The following is a 16,101-nucleotide window of genomic DNA, read 5'->3' as shown; positions in this document are numbered from 1 at the left end:
GAACGGGATGGTTTGCGACATTGTTCCCGTATTTTTATCAGCTCCCGATGATTTCCGGGCTGATCATGGAATGACCGCCTTTTTCGCAAGGCGGTCATTCGCTGCTTTTGCTGAAAAACCGGTCAAAGACCGTTCTTTTTGAGAATCTCCGGTGCATTCGCCTTGGTGATGGTTTCGGTGCCAAGGACGATTTTTTTCTCCACCTTTTCACCCGCAAGGACTTTCAGCGCCTGGCGCAATCCTTCGGCTCCGGGTGTCGGGTAGAGGAACGTTGCGGCGAGTTCCCCCTTGTTGACCCACTGGACGCCTTCATTCGGCAGTCCGTCGACGCCAAGGAACAGGATGTCCTTTTCGCGCCCCGCATCCTTGGCGGCGAGATAGGCACCATAGGCCATCGGATCATTGTGGCCGTAGACCAGCTTGATGTCCTCATGGTTGCGCAGGGCGGTCGCCATGATGTTGTAGGCCTGATCCTGCTTCCAGTCACCGGACTGCTTGTCCAAGAGATAGGTGATGCCCTTCTCCGCATCGGTGTATTTGTGGAAACCGTTGCTGCGGTCATGGCTTGCCTGCGTGCCGAGGCCACCCCAGATTTCGACCACTGTGCCTTTGGCCTTGCCCTTGCCGCCAAGCAATTCCACGGCGTGTTGTCCCGCCGCTTCACCGATCACCACATTGTCGCCGCCGATCCACTGGGTGAACTTGTCGGTATCGACGTTGCGGTCAAGCACGATCACCGGAATGCCGGCATCCATGGCTTTTTCCACCACGCCGGTCAGGCCAGCCGATTCCTTGGGTGAAATCAGGATCGCGTCCACTTCCTGCCGGATGAAATTTTCAACATCGGCCACCTGCTTTTCCGTCTTGTCCTGGCCGTCAGCGACAAGCAGCTCAACATTCGGATGGTTTTTGGCTTCGGCGACCAGATCCTTATTGAACTGGACGCGCCAGGGTTCGACGGTCGTGGTCTGGCTGAAGCCGATGACATATTTATCCTTGGCCCATGCGCCCGGCATGTGCAGCGCCAGCGGCGCGATGAAGGCGGTTGCCATTGCCAATCTGGCAAAATGTCTGCGTGTCAGTCTCATTCTATCCTCCCTGATAGTCCTTGTTGTCGGTTCAATCACCGTGCCCTTGCCGGTTTTCTGGCTTGCTGGGCTCGGATTTCCTTGATGGGGCGGCTGTCGCGAGCTGGGAGAGAAAAAACAGCCATCCGCTGGAGCGCCGCTCCTGCAGCAGCACCGCAACAATGATGATGATGCCCTTGAGCACCAGTTGCGTGTTGCTGTCGATATTGTTGAGCTGCAGGATATTGCTGAGAAAGCCGAAGATGAGCACGCCGACGAGCGTGCCGATCATCGAGCCGCGGCCGCCCATCAAGCTGGTGCCGCCGATCACCACGGCCGCAATCGCATCAAGCTCAAGCCCCGTGCCCGCATCGGGTTTTCCCTGCCTGTATTGCGCGACATAGAGAATGCCCGCGAGCGCCGCGAGATATCCCGATATGGCATAGACGCTGATCTTTACCCGCCAGACCGGCACGCCGGCGAGCCGCGCCGCTTCTTCATTGCCGCCGATGGCATAGATGTACCGGCCGAACTTCGTGTATTTCAGGATCACCCAGAACAGGAGAATGATGGCGGCAAAGATCAATCCCGGAACCGGTATCAATCCGAATATCAGCGAGCGCAGGAATTCGAAATTCTCAGTTGCGTTGCTGCCGGTATAGACCGGCCAGACCGCCGTGTTCTGGCCCGCCGTCAGGCGGGCAACCCCCAGCCCCGCCACCATCATGGCAAGCGTGACGATGAAGGGCTGCAGACGGCCGCCGACGATGACCAGGCCATTGACCATGCCAAGCATGAAACCGACGGCGGGAACCACAACGAGCACCAGCAGCACCCCGGCCTTCGCATCTGCACCGGAGGCGACCCACCAGGCAATGGCGGCCGCAGCCACGATTGCAACAAGGGCGATGATGCGGTTCCGCTGCGTCTGGTCATTTTCGCGCTCGCCGACGGACCGCCCGCCTATCCGGGCAAGGAACAGCCCCGCTCCCAGCACGACAAGGAATGCTAGTATGAAAATGGCGGGAATACCGATGGTATAGGCCGCTGACCAGCCCTCATTGGTCAGGAGCATGGCGCAGACGACGGAACCCAGCGCAAGCACGGACCCGACCGAAAGGTCAATTCCGGCAATGAGGATCACCAGCGTCATGCCGACAGCTGTAATGCCCGTGACCGAAATCTGCCGGAAAACATCGGACAGGTTGCCGTAGGACAGGAATATATTGTGCCCCTTGGACGATACCGGCGATGAGAAAATGCCGACCAGAAACAGCAGTACCAATCCCCAGTAGAGCTTGGTTGCATTCAAGAGGCTCCTGATCCGGCCGAGACTGCCTTGGGATGACCGCATGGTCTGCTCGCTCGTTCGTGTCATGCCGCATCCTTTGTCAGAACCGTGCCCAGGGGTGTTGCCAGTTCCATCACCCGTTCTTCGGAGAATGCCGGGCTCTCAAGAATGCCGGCTGCCCTGCCCTCACACATCACGAGGATGCGGCTGGAGAGCGCAAGAAGTTCCGGCAATTCGGAACTCACCATGATCACCGCCACGCCGGACAAAGCGAGCTTTTTCAGAAGCTCGTAGATCTCATCCTTAGCGCCGACATCGATCCCCCGCGTCGGTTCGTCCAGCAGGACAACGCTTGGCCGGGTTTCCAGCCATTTGCCCAGCACGATCTTTTGCTGATTGCCGCCGCTCAGCTGATCGACCCTCTGATCCGGGCCATCGCAGCGCACGTGCATCGCTTTGATGATCCGGCCTGCCACGGGGTCCTCGCGCCGGCGGCTGATCCAGCCGAACGGCGCGAGCCATGGCAAGGACGGCAGCACGGCATTGGCCCGGATGTCGGCGTCCATGAGAAGACCCGTTCCCTTGCGGTCCTCGGTCAGGAAGGCGATGCCTTTTGCCACCGACCGGCGCGGCGTCAGGGAAGCGGCGGCAAGGTTGGTGCCGTTGCCGGTGATCGTACCGGAGCGTTCTCCGGTCGCCGCGCCGAAAATCAGTTCAAGCACTTCGGTGCGCCCCGAACCCAGCAGCCCGCCGATCCCGAGAATTTCGCCGGCATGGAGATCAAAGCTCACATCATCGACAACATTGTGCATGCTACCGCGCGAATTCGGGCGGCGCAGGCCGAGATGGCGCGCTTCAAGCACAACCGGCCTGCCCGATCCATCCGCCTTGGGTTCCGGCGCAGCCAGATCGCGGCCCACCATCATGCGGATGAGATCGCGCTCGCTCACATCCTGCGCCCGGCGCGTGGCGATGAAGCTGCCGTCGCGCAACACGGTGATCTTGTCGGCCAGCGAGAATATTTCATTCATCCGGTGGGAAATATAGATGATGGCAACGCCGTTGCGGGCCAGTTCCCGCACAAAGCTTGCCAGTCTCTGGGCTTCGGCCTCCGACAATGCCGAGGTCGGCTCATCGAGAACCAGCACGTCGGCCTTCAGGGACAATGCCCGGGCAATCTCGACAAGCTGCTGCTCGCCAACGCGCAAATTCTCCACATCGGCACGCGGATCGATATCGATGCCGAAGCGGTCGAGCAGTTCGGCACTCTTCGTTTCGATGCGCCTGCGGTCGATGAACAGGCCGCCAATCAGCGGCTCGCGCCCGAGAAAAATATTCTCGCAGACGCTGAGGCTTGGAATGAGGTTGAGTTCCTGGTGGATGATGGCGATGCCGTTGTGCTCGGCTTCCCGCGGCGAGGCGAAGTCAACCGCGCGGCCCCGGACAAGCATGTCACCGCCGCTGCGGCGATGGACGCCGCTGAGGATTTTCACCAGCGTCGACTTGCCCGCACCATTCTCCCCCATGATGGCATGAATCTCGCCCGGATAGATGTCGAGATCGATGCTTCGAAGAGCAACAATATGAGCGAATGACTTGCTGATGCCGCGCATCGAGACGATCGGCAGCTGACTATCCAAAATGTTCCTCCCAAAACATTCTTTCAAGTTAATATGTAACATGTTAGATGTTATTGGGCAGGAGTCAAATGCTTCATTCGGAGGAATCGAATTCAGCCTCCCGCCATGCAACAGGGCCTATCGGGGGAACGTTGAACGTGCAATTGGGGTCAGGCGGCAAGAGTTTCAGGGAACAGAAAGTCGTCGCGGTCACGCGCAAGGACCAGGTCTATTCCATCCTGCGGCAGGCCATCATTTCATCGCAGCTGGCGCCCGGCGAAGCCATCCGCAAGGAGCTGGTGGCGCTGCAGCTCGGCGTATCGCGCACGCCGGTCAGCGATGCCATCAACCGCCTCGCCGACGAAGGCCTGGTCGAGATTTATCCGCAAACCGGCACCTTCGTTGCCCGGCTGCGTCTCGACAAGATCGAGACAGCCCAATTCGTGCGCATTGCCCTGGAAACGGCAGCCATCCGGCGGGCGGCGGAGCGCAGCTCGGCTGAGATCGTGCAGCGCCTGCGCGATAATCTGGACCGGCAGCGCAAGGCGGCGGACTCCAGGGACTTTGAGGGGTTTTACGCGCTCGACGAGGAATTGCACGATATGATCTGCGATGCGGCGGGGCTGGCCGGATTGCGCGAGATTGCCGCGAAGGAGCGCAGCCAGATCGACCGCGTGCGGCGGCTGCTCCTGCATTACGAAACGCGCATGGTCGAAACGCTGAAAGAGCACCAGACTATCGTCGATGCCATTGCCGGCAGCAGCGTCGAGCGCGCGGCGGCGGCGATGGAAGAGCATATTTCCAAGATGGGCAAAATGCTGCTGCAGCTGCAGAGCAAACGGCCGGAGCTTTTTGCCGAATAGCCCCCTCGCCGCCCGGTCTAATCCGCATGCAGGTCGCGCGGGATTGCCGGACCGACCTCCAGATCCCGGAATTCGGCTGCAAAGCCAGCCCGCTGCGGCGAACAGGCCATGATACCGGCCGACGCATCGTCTTTGGGAAACGGCGCGAGCCGCGCCAGCTGCCACGGCGCGTCATTGATGGCATACTGGACCCGCACCGCATCATCGTGGCGGGTCAGCCGGATGTGCACGGCATCGTCGACACGGGCGCTGTGCAGCGGAATGACGGACCAATCAGAAATCCGGTTGGTGACGACGACGCTGAAATGCATGAGGCCGTCAGTATATTCGATGCCGGTCTTGATCCAGTTCCGGGCGTCGATCCGCAGCATCAGACCGGCTTGATCGTAGAGTTCGCGGTAGTCGCCGCGCACGGTCACGCGGGCGCTGAAATCGCCGCTGACCGGCATCAGATAGGCATGGCCATTGTCGCGCGCGAAACCATAGAAGGTGTGCTGCCAGAAATCAGTATTCTCAGCCGTCGCAAGCGAGAGCAGACGCGCATCGCCGTGATGGGATGGCGGCGCATTGAGCCAGTTGAACCCGTCAGTCATCACTCCCTCCACACACGAATCCGGCCTGAAACGGCAGATGCGGTGTAGCAGATTGCTGCCGGCGCTGAAATCCATTGCGGCGATAGGTACGGTTACCAATTGGCACTGGTGGTGCATCGGAGCATCATGGAGATGGTTCTTCATCCGGCGATCGCCTTGGCCGCGCAGGTTTTGGCCATACCGTGGGGGTACGTCAGGCTATGCGGGTGTAACAGATGGAAAGGCAATCAAGGTATTTGCTCGGATTCACAAATGTGATTGAAAACGGCGGAGTGGGAGTGGTGATTTTATTGATAACCAGCCGTTCTCATTTCAAAAATGATCTTACGGACAACGCGTATGCCAATGCTTTCTCACTATAAAAAGAGTGGCTGCAGCGCACTTGTTTTTCTTGCATTGGCAGCAATTACAGTATTGGACTCTCCGTTTGGAAACCACCAGAACGCGATATTAATACTAAAATTACTATCAATATTTTCAACATTCATGGCTCTTTTGTGCTTAGAATATTCTACATTTACTAATTTTCATAAATTAACGTTGAAATCCATCATAAGTTCGACTCTGTTTTGCGCGTTATACTGCCGAGATGATACAGATTATATTTCAGCAACACTCGTGTTTTCCGGAGTTTTCGCCTGTTTTTTCATCGCGCAGCTTATGGCCAGACCGAAAGAATTGACTGACGAAAACCACAAATAACCGCACGCACGTGCCACCTTCAATCCTGAACCATGAGCACTGCTTTGGATTTGGCCTGGGATATATCAACCACATTTATTTTGGCCGGGATTGAGGAGTTGATCAAGGCTTACCTCGTTGTCCTGTTCCGCGACACCAGGTTCCGCATACCGTCCTATTTCCTGTTTTTTGGCCTGGAATGTGTATTCAAGACACCGGTGGTCTACGAGCACACTTTGGAACTTGGTGCCGGTCCGGTGTTTGCAGTGCTTGGAACCTTGTCCGTCGTTGTCTCCTCAACCAGCTTTCACATTTTTACATCATTGGTTTATGCCAAAGCCAGATGGATTTACGCGGCAATCTTCTACTGCACAGTCATTCATTGCGCCACCAACATGACGATGGATTATTTGCCGGTTCTTTCCCTCGAAATCTACGCGTTCATCTGGTGGCCATATACATCCGTCGCCATAATCATTCTCTTGCCCTATTCCTATTTTGAACGGCGCATAAGCATTGCCCCCCGTGAATGAGAGAGCAAACCTTGCGCTTTTCCGTCAGGAAGCCATCGACAGCCGTAAGCACAAATGGTTCGGGCGCCCGCAACTATTGCGCCCGATATCCGCAACAGTGGCAACGGGGTGTGCGGTGGTTGCGGTCGCAATGATCGGCATATTCGTGGCATTTGGCGAATACACGCGCAGGGTCCGCCTCACCGGCACGGTGCAGACCAGCGTCGGCGTCGTGCGCTTGATTGCTCCGCAAGCCGGACAGATTGTTGAAACCTCGGTCAGCGAGGGACAGGAGGTGCATAAAGGCGACCGCCTGTATGTGGTAAGCACCGATAGCACGACCTCCGATGGAAACACCTATGCTGCCATTATCGGCCAGCTCCGCCTGCAGCGAAACGAACTGCAGCAGGAGATGGCACGACGCGTCGAACTGGACAAGGAACATAAGGATAATCTGCAAGAGCAGGCGGCTGCGCTCGAGCGGGAGATTGCGCAGGTTGCAGCGCAGATATCCGTAACGGCTGCCTATGCGCAAACCCTGAAGCAATTTGCCGACCGGCTGGAGGGCGTGGTTGAAAAAGGCATTGTTGCACAACGGGAATTCGAGGTGCGGCGGGAAAGTTACATGGGGCAGCGCGCACTTCTGGAAAACCTGCGCCGGGACACCATCCAGTTGCGGGCCAAATTGCAGGAGACCCGTTCCAAGCTCAGGGGCTTCGATCGCGAAGCGGCCTCCGTCATCGGCGGGTTGAAGCGGCAAATATCGGCTCTTGATCAACAGACCGCTGATATGGAGCGCAACCGGGAAATATTGGTGACGGCGCCGCAGGATGGCACGGTGACAGCCGTGCTTGTCCGCGAGGGACAGACGGTTGGTGCAGGCACACCGCTTCTATCCATATTACCGGCATCGGGACATGTGGAAGTTCACTTCTTGGCCTCAAGCGCGGCAATCGGCTTTATCAGGCAAGGATCACCTGTGCTTCTGCGCTATGCGCCGTTTCCCTATCAGAAATTCGGCCAGTATCCCGCTACCATTGCAGAGATTTCCCGCGTTGCGTTGCGCGCGGCGGACGGCGAAGGCATTGCCGCCGGGCAAATCGCTGGAAAACAGCTCCCGAGCGGCTTTTACAGGGTCACCGCCAAGCCGGAGCAGGATACCGTTCTTGCCTATGGTGAACGCGAACCATTGCAGGTCGGCATGGACGTCGAGGCCGATGTCTTTCTGGAAACCAGAAAATTGTATGAATGGATATTGGAGCCGCTCTACAGTCTGAGCGGCGGCATTGGCGGCAAGCCGGGATCACGCGCAAGAAATGAATCCGGTGCTGGATAGGCTCTCATTCGGCTTCAGGCATCGCTTGCCGGTCATCCTGCAAACGGAAATGGCCGAATGCGGGCTTGCCTGTCTCGCCATGATCTGTGGTTTTCACGGCAACAGGGTGGATATCGGCATCCTTCGCCGCAGGCACGCGGCTTCCATCAAGGGCACGGCGCTGACATCCTTGATGCGTATTGCGACAAAACTGGGGTTTGCCAGCAGGGCCATTCGTCTCGATGTTGCAGATTTTGCCGATCTGCGCCTGCCCTGCATTCTGCATTGGGATTTCTCCCACTTTGTCGTCCTGGCAAGGACAACGGCAAAGGGGATCGTCGTTCACGACCCTGCGCTCGGGCGACGCTCTCTCACGTTCAGCCAGGCCTCGGCCCATTTCACCGGCGTTGCACTGGAACTGCTGCCGACTGGTGGTTTTGTGAAAAAGGTGGAAAAGGAGCGCATTCGCCTAAGCGATCTCTTCCGCAATGTCGCTGGCCTCAAGCGCGCGCTCGCCCAGCTTTTTCTGCTGTCGCTCTGCCTGGAGGTTTTTGCACTCCTCAGCCCGGTGGGCTCGCAAATCGTTATCGATCAGGTTGTCGTCTCGGCCGATCACGATCTGCTCATGACCGTCGCGATTGGTCTATGCCTGTTTCTGCTGCTCCAGACGATGATCGGGATTGCACGCGGCTGGGCCGGACTTCTGATGGGCACAAGTCTCAACCTGCAATGGACAACCGGCCTGTTCGATCATCTGCTGCGCCTTCCCTTGTCTTATTTCGAGAAGCGTCACATCGGCGATGTCGTGTCCCGCTTTTCCTCGCTCGTTCCCATTCAGTCGGCGCTGACCACGGACATCGTTGCGGCGGTCCTCGATATCATCGTTGTCATGGGCTCTCTGTGCCTCATGCTGATCTATGGCGGCTGGCTGACATGGGTCGCCGCAGCCACGCTGGCGATCCAGACCCTCATTCGCGTTGTCTCCTACCCGGCCTATCGGGCGGCCAATGAGGCGGCCATCGTGCAGGGAGCCAAAGAAGATTCGCACTTTCTGGAATCCATTCGGGGTATTGCCAGCCTCAAGGCGCTCGATCTGCATGAACGACGGCGCGGAGCATGGCTTAACCTGATGGTCGAATCGATCAATGCAGACCTGCGCATCCGCAAACTCGATCTGGTTTTTGGTACGACAAGTGATCTGCTCGATGGTTTTGACCGCATCATCATGCTCTGGCTGGGAGCTTCAGCCGTCATGGACGGAGCCATGACCATTGGCATGCTCGTTGCTTTTCTTGCCTACAAGGACCAGTTCACCGGGCGGGTGTCTGCGCTGATTGGTCTGACCGTCCGGCTCAAGATGCTCGGTATGCATACCGAACGCCTTGCCGATATCGCATTGAGCGCGCCCGAGGATGCGCCCCGCACCGCATCCAGCGATCAGGACATGTCGCGATTTCAGGGCAAATTGGAAATCAAGAATTTGACTTTTTGCTACAGTGACGGCGATCCGCCTGTTCTGACGAATGTCAATCTCACCATCAATCCGGGTGAAATCATTGCTCTGACGGGCCCATCCGGCGCGGGCAAAACCACGTTCATGAAGATCCTGGCGGGACTGCTGGCCGTTCAGGACGGCCATTTGTCGATTGACGGGCAGGACATCAACCGCCTCGGCGCATCTGCCTACCGCAAAGCCGTTGCGTGTGTTCTGCAGGATGACCGGCTTTTCGCCGGTACGATCGCCGAAAATATCTCCGCTTTCGATCCGGAACATGATAGCGAGCGGGTATGCCACTGCGCGCGACTTGCTGCCATCGACGGCGAGATAAACCGTATGCCCATGGCCTACGAGACACTCGTGGGTGATATGGGCAGCGCTTTGTCCGGCGGCCAAAGACAGCGGATTTTTCTGGCGCGCGCGCTTTACCGCCAGCCAAAAATCCTGTTTCTCGATGAGGCGACCAGCCATCTTGACGAAGACAATGAGAAGACGATCAACCGCGCACTGGCCAGCCTTGCCATAACGCGAATTATCGTGGCGCACCGGCAATCGAGCATTGCGCTTGCGCATCGAACAATCAGAATTCACAACGGCAGCATTGAGGAATTCACATCCTCAAGCGCAATCCCGTGAGATTTGCGGAGCAAAATCTCACGAATGCAAGGTTTCCGGGCGTTCGCCGGCTGGCGTGAAGCGGAACGGCTTCTGAAAATGCCCTCGCTCCGCCAAGACGTTCAATTCGCGATTTGCCGCCATGACGGCCAGCTCGTCCACGTCGCGCACACCGCTTTCATAGATCGCAATGACAATCCGGGCGAGCTGGTTGCAGCGAGCGTGGGTTTTCGGGCAGCGATCGAGCATTTTTGAAGCCCGGTCATGGGCCTGCTGCATGATGTCCCAGTCCGTCGTGGAGTGAATGCGTTGGTCCCTGCTTGAAAAAGGCATGACACACTCCCTGAATATGACTGAAAGTTTTGCAATACCGCAGTGCCGGGCCTGCAGCGCGGCAAAATTGCGGATAAAACCAGTAGATTCCTCTTTGCGCCGGAACGCAAATCACACCCGCCAAAGCAGGCGATAACTATTTTGTGATCGGCATTTCCGCCTCTGAACGCCAACCATTTTTTGTTGACCGCGTCGCTCATGTTTTGTAAGGCTCACTTGTTCCGGGGTCCATTGCTGGCGCAACCGAAATTTGCTCTGCAAACCATACAAATCAAAGAGGTTTTCATGAAAATCAACTTTCCGACTTTTGCAAGTGCCGCGGCGCTCGCTGTTGCCCTGATCGCCGCTCCGGCGATGGCACAGAATGCCGATGGCATTGTTGTTTATAATGCCCAGCATGAAAGCCTCACCAAGGCGTGGGCCGAAGGTTTCACCAAGGAAACCGGCATCAAGGTGACGATCCGCAACGGCAAGGACATGGAGCTGGCCAACCAGATCGTGCAGGAAGGCGCTGCTTCCCCCGCCGACGCATTCCTGACGGAAAACTCCCCCGGGATGGTTCTGGTCGACAATGCCAAACTGTTCGCACCGCTCGACAAGACAGTGCTTGATCAGGTGCCGGCCAATTTCCGTCCCGAGCATGGCCGCTGGACCGGCGTTGCCGCCCGCTCCACCGTCTTTGCCTATGACAAGAATAAGCTGACTGAAGACAAGCTGCCGAAGTCGCTGCTCGACCTTGCCGATGCCAGCTGGAAGGGCCGCTGGGGCGCAGCGCCGGCCGGTGCCGATTTCCAGGCGATCGTCAGCGCACTCCTGGAACTCAAGGGTGAGGAAACCACAGCCAAGTGGCTGAAGGGGCTCAAGGAAAATGCCACCGCCTACAAGGGCAACAGCGTTGCCATGAAGGCCGTCAATGCCGGAGAAATCGAAGGCGCGGTGATTTATCACTATTACTATTTCGGCGATAAAGCCAAAACCGGCGAAAACACCAAGAATGTGTCCCTGCATTACTTCAAGCATGAGGATCCGGGCGCATTTGTCAGCATTTCCGGCGGCGGTGTTCTCGCTTCGAGCAAGCATAAGGACGATGCCCAGGCGTTCCTCAAATGGGTCACCGGCAAGGCTGGTCAGGCTGTCTTGAAGGATGGAGATTCCTTCGAATATGCCGTTGGCAAGGACGCCGCATCCAATGCCGCCCTCGTGCCCCTGGCCGATCTGCAGGCACCGAAGGTGGAACCTTCCAAGCTGAACAGCAAGAAGGTGACAGATCTGATGACGGCAGCGGGCCTGCTGTAACCACCACGCCGGTTAGCCGGCAATGAAATAACTCTGGACACCTCCTGCACAGACATTTGATCTTGCAGGGGGTGTTGTTCGATTCCGCTTCGGGTATGAAGGCCAATCTGGCCGCCGGCGGGTACTCGTGCGTATGAAAGCAAATGTGAATTGTTGTCTACCGGATCAATAAACGGCCAACGTCCCGATGCGGCTGCTGCGCAGCTGGCTTTGGTCCCGCATCATGCCGTGCGACGCCTGCCGTTTTTGTCTGTTTTCGGGCTTGCCGGGCTTGTTGCCCTGCTCAGCCTCCTGCCGCTTGGTTTCGTCATCTGGGTTACCATCCAGACCGGCTGGGATACGGTGGTCACCCTGGTGTTTCGCGCCCGCGTCGGCGAATTGCTGGTCAACACGGTGCTGCTGGAAGTCTGGACAATCCCGCTGTCGATCGTTCTGGCGGTCAGCCTTGCCTGGCTGACAGAGCGGACGGATCTGCCCGGCGCCCGCCTGTGGGCGTGGCTGGCGGTAGCGCCGCTTGCCGTCCCGGCATTTGTCCACAGTTATGCCTGGATCAGCATTGCTCCCAGCCTGCATGGCCTGTTCGGCGGTGTTCTTGTGTCCGTTCTGGCTTACTTCCCGTTTCTCTATCTTCCCGTTGCGGCACAGATGCGGCGCGTCGATCCGGCCATGGAAGATGTCGGCGCATCGCTCGGCCTCAGTCCTTGGCGGGTTTTCTTCCGGGTGCTGTTGCCGCAGTTGCGGTTTGCCATTTGCGGCGGCTCCCTGTTGATCGGCCTGCATCTTCTGGCGGAATACGGCCTGTTCGTCATGATCCGCTTCGATACTTTTGCAACAGCCATCGTTGACCAGTTCCAATCAACCTTCAATGGCCCTGCCGCCAATATGCTGGCCGGCGTGCTGGTGCTGTGCTGCGCGGGCCTGCTGGCGCTGGAAGCGCTGATTCGCGGCAATGAACGCTATGCGCGTGTCGGTTCGGGATCGGCCCGCCCGATCACGAAATACCGGCTGGGCTGGCTGGCGCTGCCATGCCTGCTCATTCCGGTGATCACCACCGCGCTGGCGCTGGGCGTTCCGTTCGTCACCCTTGGCCGCTGGCTGATTGCCGGCGGCACGTCGGTGTGGAAGCTGAACGAAATCGGCACCGCCTTTGGAAGCACATTGCTGCTGGCCGTTGCAGGCGCTGTTCTGGCCACCGTTGCCGCAACGCCCATGGCGTGGCTTTCAGTGCGGGCTCCCGGCCGCATGCAGCGAGCCCTCGAGGCCTGCCACTACTATGTCGGTTCGCTGCCTGGTGTCGTGGTTGCGCTCGCGCTTGTCACCATCACGGTGCGCGTCGTCCTGCCGCTCTACCAGACAGCCGCAACACTGCTGCTCGCCTATGGGCTGCTCTTCCTGCCGCGCGCCCTGGTCGGACTGCGGGCCAGCATCGCGCAGGCGCCTGTCGAACTGGAGCGGGCAGCCATGGCGCTCAGCCGCACGCCGGTGCAGGCGGTCACGCGCATTACCATGCGGCTGGCCGCACCCGGCGCCGCCGCCAGCGTCGCATTGGTGGCGCTTGGCATCACCAACGAATTGACGGCGACGCTGATGCTTGCACCCAATGGTACGCGCACGTTGGCAACGGAATTCTGGTCGCTGACCAGTGAGATTGATTATGCGGCTGCCGCGCCCTATGCACTGATGATGGTGGTGCTGTCCCTGCCCCTCACGCTCCTGCTGCATGCCCAATCGAAACGGATTATTGGACGATGACCTTTCTCGACATTCGCGGTGTAACAAAACGATACGGTGTCACCACCGCCGTCGATGACGTCACACTGTCGGTCGCAGCGGGCAGCCGCACGGCGGTTGTCGGGCCGTCGGGATCGGGCAAGACCACCCTGCTGCGCCTCATCGGCGGGTTTGAAGCCCCCGACAGCGGCCAGGTAACACTGAATGGCGACGTATTGGCCGACGGCACGGCGATCGTTCCGGCGCATCGCCGCAGTGTCGGCTTCGTGACGCAGGATGGCTCGCTGTTCCCGCACCTGACGGTCGCCGACAATATCGGCTTTGGCCTGGACAAGCGCAGTCCCGACCGCAGCCAGCGCATCCTTGCCCTCATGGACATGGTCGAGCTTGACCCCATCATGCTGAACCGCCGGCCGCATCAGCTGTCGGGTGGACAGCAGCAGCGGGTCTCGCTTGCCCGTGCCCTCGCACGCCAGCCCAAGCTGATGCTGCTGGACGAGCCGTTTTCCGCCCTCGACACGGGTCTGCGCGAAAACATGCGCAAGGCGGTTGCGGCTGTTCTGAAAAAAGCCGGCATTACCACCATTCTGGTCACCCACGATCAGGCGGAAGCCCTGTCCTTTGCCGATCAGGTCGCGGTGATGCGGCAGGGCAAACTGGTGCAGGCCGGACCGCCGCGCTCGCTCTATCTGAACCCGTCGGACCGCACGACGGCCTCGTTCCTCGGCGACGCCATTCTCCTGCCAGCCGAAATCGGCAATGGCTGGATCGATTGCGCCTTTGGCCGCTTGGTGGCGAATACTGCCGATCGGCTCGGCAAGGCGGAAATCATGCTGCGCCCCGAACAGCTGAAACTTGTCGCCGTCACCGAAAAGGACGTCATGACCTCGCTAGACGCGAGTGCCGGTTATGGCAAGGTGGTCGATATCGAATTCGGCGGTGCCGTGTGCACCGTGATGCTTGCGATCATGGGCAGCCATGGTGCGCAGGACGGCAAGCCGGCCGCGCCGGTGCAGATCAAATGTTCTGCCGTCAATCTTCCTGCAACCGGGGATCATGTGCGCATTGAAGTCCTCGGCGAGCCGCATATATTTGCCTGACGCGGTTGCCGTTCCAGATTAGGAAGCAGCAATCGCTCCAACAGGAACACTCCCGGAAGGAACCTCCATGCCGCTTTCGATGTACCAGATTTCAGTCCCGGTCTATATCCGCGGCTTTTCGATCCTCTCGACGCTGATTGCCAAGGCTGAAGCCTATGCGCAGGAAAAGAAAATTGATCCTTCCGTGCTTGTCAGCGCGCGCCTGGCCCCCGACATGCTGCCGTTTTCGGGACAGGTTCAACGGGCGAGCGACACCTCCAAGGCGACGATTACCCGCCTGACCGATGTCAAAGCGCCAAGTTTTCCCGATGATGAAGTGAGTTTTGCCGATCTGAAGGCGCGGATCGCCAAGACCGTGGCCTTTCTGGAAGGCCTGGACACGTCAGTGCTCGATGACAGTGAGAGCCGCGAGGTTACCCTGAGTTTCGGTCCGCACAAGGCGCTTCTGGGCGGGCAGGATTACATGCTGCAGTTCGCGTTGCCGAACTTCTTTTTCCACGTCACCACCGCCCATGACATCCTGCGGCACAATGGCGTTCCCATCGGCAAGCTGGATTATCTGGGCGCCTACAGCACTTAAAGGAGAAGCCGTTAGCGCTGTCTTGCCTTGCGGGCAGCGTAGCGGCGATCGCGTTCCGCCTTGCGCTCGGCCTCATCGGCGATGACGCGGGCGATCCGGTTGCTTGACTCGGCCTGCAGCGCCTTTGCGGCAGCCTCAGCTGCTTCTGACACAGCGGCGGCTTCCGCAAGCTTGCGGTCACGTTCTTCCTGCTTTATGCGCTCGCGTTCTGCCTGCCGTGCCGCACGTGCCGCCGCAATGGCTTCCCGTTCAGCGCGTTTTGCCTGCATCTCCGGGTCAGTCGGCTTGGGTGCTTTTTCGAACTTTTTGAGAAGCAGTTGCTTGGCCTCGGCCGCCGCTTTGCGGCGATCAGCGAATTCATTGAGATGTTTCAATCCGGGGTAGTCCTTGTATGGGTTGTTTGGATCTGCCGGAGGCGCGCCCGGCATACGCCGTTTACGCGACAGCGCACCGCATCGCGCGGCGCCGCAGATAGAGTTCCTGTAGCCTACCCGGCGCGCCGTGACAATGAAAGCTCCGCCTAAAGATCAATTGAATTATCAAGATTTCCGGCTCATTGTAATATCTGGTGTCGATTGGCAAAAAAGAACGTGAAAACCTTCGGGTCACGCACCATATCTCTGGAAATGATCCGGCGTCACACTCTGGCACCTCCGGACAGACGCCCACGGGAGAGCAACATGGCTCACTTTGAATATCAATTGCATGCCTTTGATCTTGATAGCAAATTCGGTTTTGCCGACGGCAATATGTTTGGCGCGCTGCTGCGCGAGAAACTGGGCAAGCTCGCACCCAACAAGCGCGAGGTCCTGGTCGAATGCGTCAAGCGCTTCCTGCTGCCAGCCATTCCGCGCCGGGTGCAGACAATGATTGTTGCCAAGGGTCATAACCCGATCCGGCTTGTTGCCGGTGAAACCATCGACGATGTCGAAGATGTCACGGTGGGCATCCGGGAAAAAGACGTGCTGCAGATTGCCCGCGAACTTCTGCGCCGCGTCAAAGCCTAG

Annotated in this window: 15 protein-coding genes; 9 read left to right on the top strand and 6 right to left on the bottom strand. The window is 58.5% G+C overall.

What is annotated here, in order from left to right:
* Window positions 1-122: 122 nt before the first annotated feature.
* The 3 genes from ACTJJ7_RS00870 to ACTJJ7_RS00860 form a co-directional block, all read right to left on the bottom strand.
* Window positions 123-1,052 (bottom strand): substrate-binding domain-containing protein, encoded by a 930-nt coding sequence (locus ACTJJ7_RS00870; RefSeq protein ID WP_223615208.1) that lies wholly within the window; start codon window positions 1,050-1,052, stop codon window positions 123-125.
* 67 nt (window positions 1,053-1,119) lie between these two features.
* Entirely contained in the window at window positions 1,120-2,445 is a 1,326-nt protein-coding gene (locus tag ACTJJ7_RS00865) for an ABC transporter permease (RefSeq protein ID WP_440964834.1), read from the bottom strand.
* Window positions 2,442-3,971, bottom strand: a complete 1,530-nt coding sequence (locus ACTJJ7_RS00860) for a sugar ABC transporter ATP-binding protein (RefSeq protein WP_440965099.1) — start codon at window positions 3,969-3,971, stop codon at window positions 2,442-2,444. Before ACTJJ7_RS00860 ends, ACTJJ7_RS00865 begins: the two co-directional genes overlap by 4 nt.
* Window positions 3,972-4,135: 164 nt before the next feature.
* Here ACTJJ7_RS00860 and ACTJJ7_RS00855 point away from each other — a divergent pair, with 164 nt between their 5' ends.
* A complete protein-coding gene (locus ACTJJ7_RS00855; protein WP_158531248.1) occupies window positions 4,136-4,840 on the top strand; it encodes a GntR family transcriptional regulator in 705 nt (234 codons plus the stop codon).
* A 17-nt stretch (window positions 4,841-4,857) separates the two neighbouring features.
* Here the strand turns inward: ACTJJ7_RS00855 and ACTJJ7_RS00850 are convergent, their stop codons facing one another.
* Window positions 4,858-5,433 carry a DUF1349 domain-containing protein gene (locus tag ACTJJ7_RS00850; RefSeq protein WP_440964832.1) on the bottom strand — a complete coding sequence of 192 codons (576 nt, stop codon included), beginning with the start codon at window positions 5,431-5,433 and terminating at the stop codon, window positions 4,858-4,860.
* Window positions 5,434-6,167: 734 nt separating this feature from the next.
* Here ACTJJ7_RS00850 and ACTJJ7_RS00845 point away from each other — a divergent pair.
* From ACTJJ7_RS00845 to ACTJJ7_RS00835, 3 genes are read left to right on the top strand one after another with little or no spacing between them, the layout of a single operon-like run.
* Window positions 6,168-6,647: a hypothetical protein gene (locus ACTJJ7_RS00845; protein ID WP_440964830.1), complete on the top strand. Its 480-nt coding sequence runs from the start codon at window positions 6,168-6,170 to the stop codon at window positions 6,645-6,647.
* Window positions 6,640-7,962, top strand: a complete 1,323-nt coding sequence (locus ACTJJ7_RS00840) for an HlyD family secretion protein (RefSeq protein ID WP_440964828.1) — start codon at window positions 6,640-6,642, stop codon at window positions 7,960-7,962. Before ACTJJ7_RS00845 ends, ACTJJ7_RS00840 begins: the two co-directional genes overlap by 8 nt.
* A complete protein-coding gene (locus ACTJJ7_RS00835) occupies window positions 7,943-10,075 on the top strand; it encodes a peptidase domain-containing ABC transporter (RefSeq protein ID WP_440964826.1) in 2,133 nt (710 codons plus the stop codon). Before ACTJJ7_RS00840 ends, ACTJJ7_RS00835 begins: the two co-directional genes overlap by 20 nt.
* Window positions 10,076-10,093: 18 nt before the next feature.
* On the opposite strand, the gene ACTJJ7_RS00830 is transcribed toward ACTJJ7_RS00835, so the two are convergent.
* Window positions 10,094-10,387 (bottom strand): hypothetical protein, encoded by a 294-nt coding sequence (locus ACTJJ7_RS00830; RefSeq protein ID WP_440964824.1) that lies wholly within the window; start codon window positions 10,385-10,387, stop codon window positions 10,094-10,096.
* 285 nt (window positions 10,388-10,672) lie between these two features.
* Here ACTJJ7_RS00830 and ACTJJ7_RS00825 point away from each other — a divergent pair, with 285 nt between their 5' ends.
* The 4 genes from ACTJJ7_RS00825 to ACTJJ7_RS00810 all read left to right on the top strand — a co-directional run bounded on the left by ACTJJ7_RS00825 (window position 10,673) and on the right by ACTJJ7_RS00810 (window position 15,094).
* On the top strand, window positions 10,673-11,683 hold the full coding sequence (locus ACTJJ7_RS00825; RefSeq protein ID WP_105732830.1) for an iron ABC transporter substrate-binding protein: 1,011 nt from the start codon (window positions 10,673-10,675) through the stop codon (window positions 11,681-11,683).
* Window positions 11,684-11,893: 210 nt separating this feature from the next.
* Window positions 11,894-13,435: an ABC transporter permease gene (locus ACTJJ7_RS00820; RefSeq protein WP_440965097.1), complete on the top strand. Its 1,542-nt coding sequence runs from the start codon at window positions 11,894-11,896 to the stop codon at window positions 13,433-13,435.
* Window positions 13,432-14,514, top strand: a complete 1,083-nt coding sequence (locus ACTJJ7_RS00815; RefSeq protein ID WP_440964821.1) for an ABC transporter ATP-binding protein — start codon at window positions 13,432-13,434, stop codon at window positions 14,512-14,514. Before ACTJJ7_RS00820 ends, ACTJJ7_RS00815 begins: the two co-directional genes overlap by 4 nt.
* A 67-nt stretch (window positions 14,515-14,581) precedes the next feature.
* On the top strand, window positions 14,582-15,094 hold the full coding sequence (locus ACTJJ7_RS00810) for a DUF1993 domain-containing protein (RefSeq protein ID WP_105733136.1): 513 nt from the start codon (window positions 14,582-14,584) through the stop codon (window positions 15,092-15,094).
* A gap of 11 nt (window positions 15,095-15,105) precedes the next feature.
* Here ACTJJ7_RS00810 and ACTJJ7_RS00805 read toward each other — a convergent pair whose 3' ends face one another.
* Window positions 15,106-15,468 (bottom strand): DUF6481 family protein, encoded by a 363-nt coding sequence (locus ACTJJ7_RS00805; protein ID WP_105732833.1) that lies wholly within the window; start codon window positions 15,466-15,468, stop codon window positions 15,106-15,108.
* A 306-nt stretch (window positions 15,469-15,774) separates the two neighbouring features.
* On the opposite strand from ACTJJ7_RS00805, the gene ACTJJ7_RS00800 reads away from it, so the two are divergent.
* Window positions 15,775-16,101: a hypothetical protein gene (locus ACTJJ7_RS00800; RefSeq protein WP_105732834.1), complete on the top strand. Its 327-nt coding sequence runs from the start codon at window positions 15,775-15,777 to the stop codon at window positions 16,099-16,101.

Origin of the sequence: Phyllobacterium sp. 22229, assembly GCF_052056495.1 — a bacterium.
GTDB lineage: Bacteria > Pseudomonadota > Alphaproteobacteria > Rhizobiales > Rhizobiaceae > Phyllobacterium > Phyllobacterium myrsinacearum.
The sequence above is the reverse complement of the archived record's forward strand: the minus strand, read 5'-3'. Positions and strand labels throughout refer to the sequence as shown.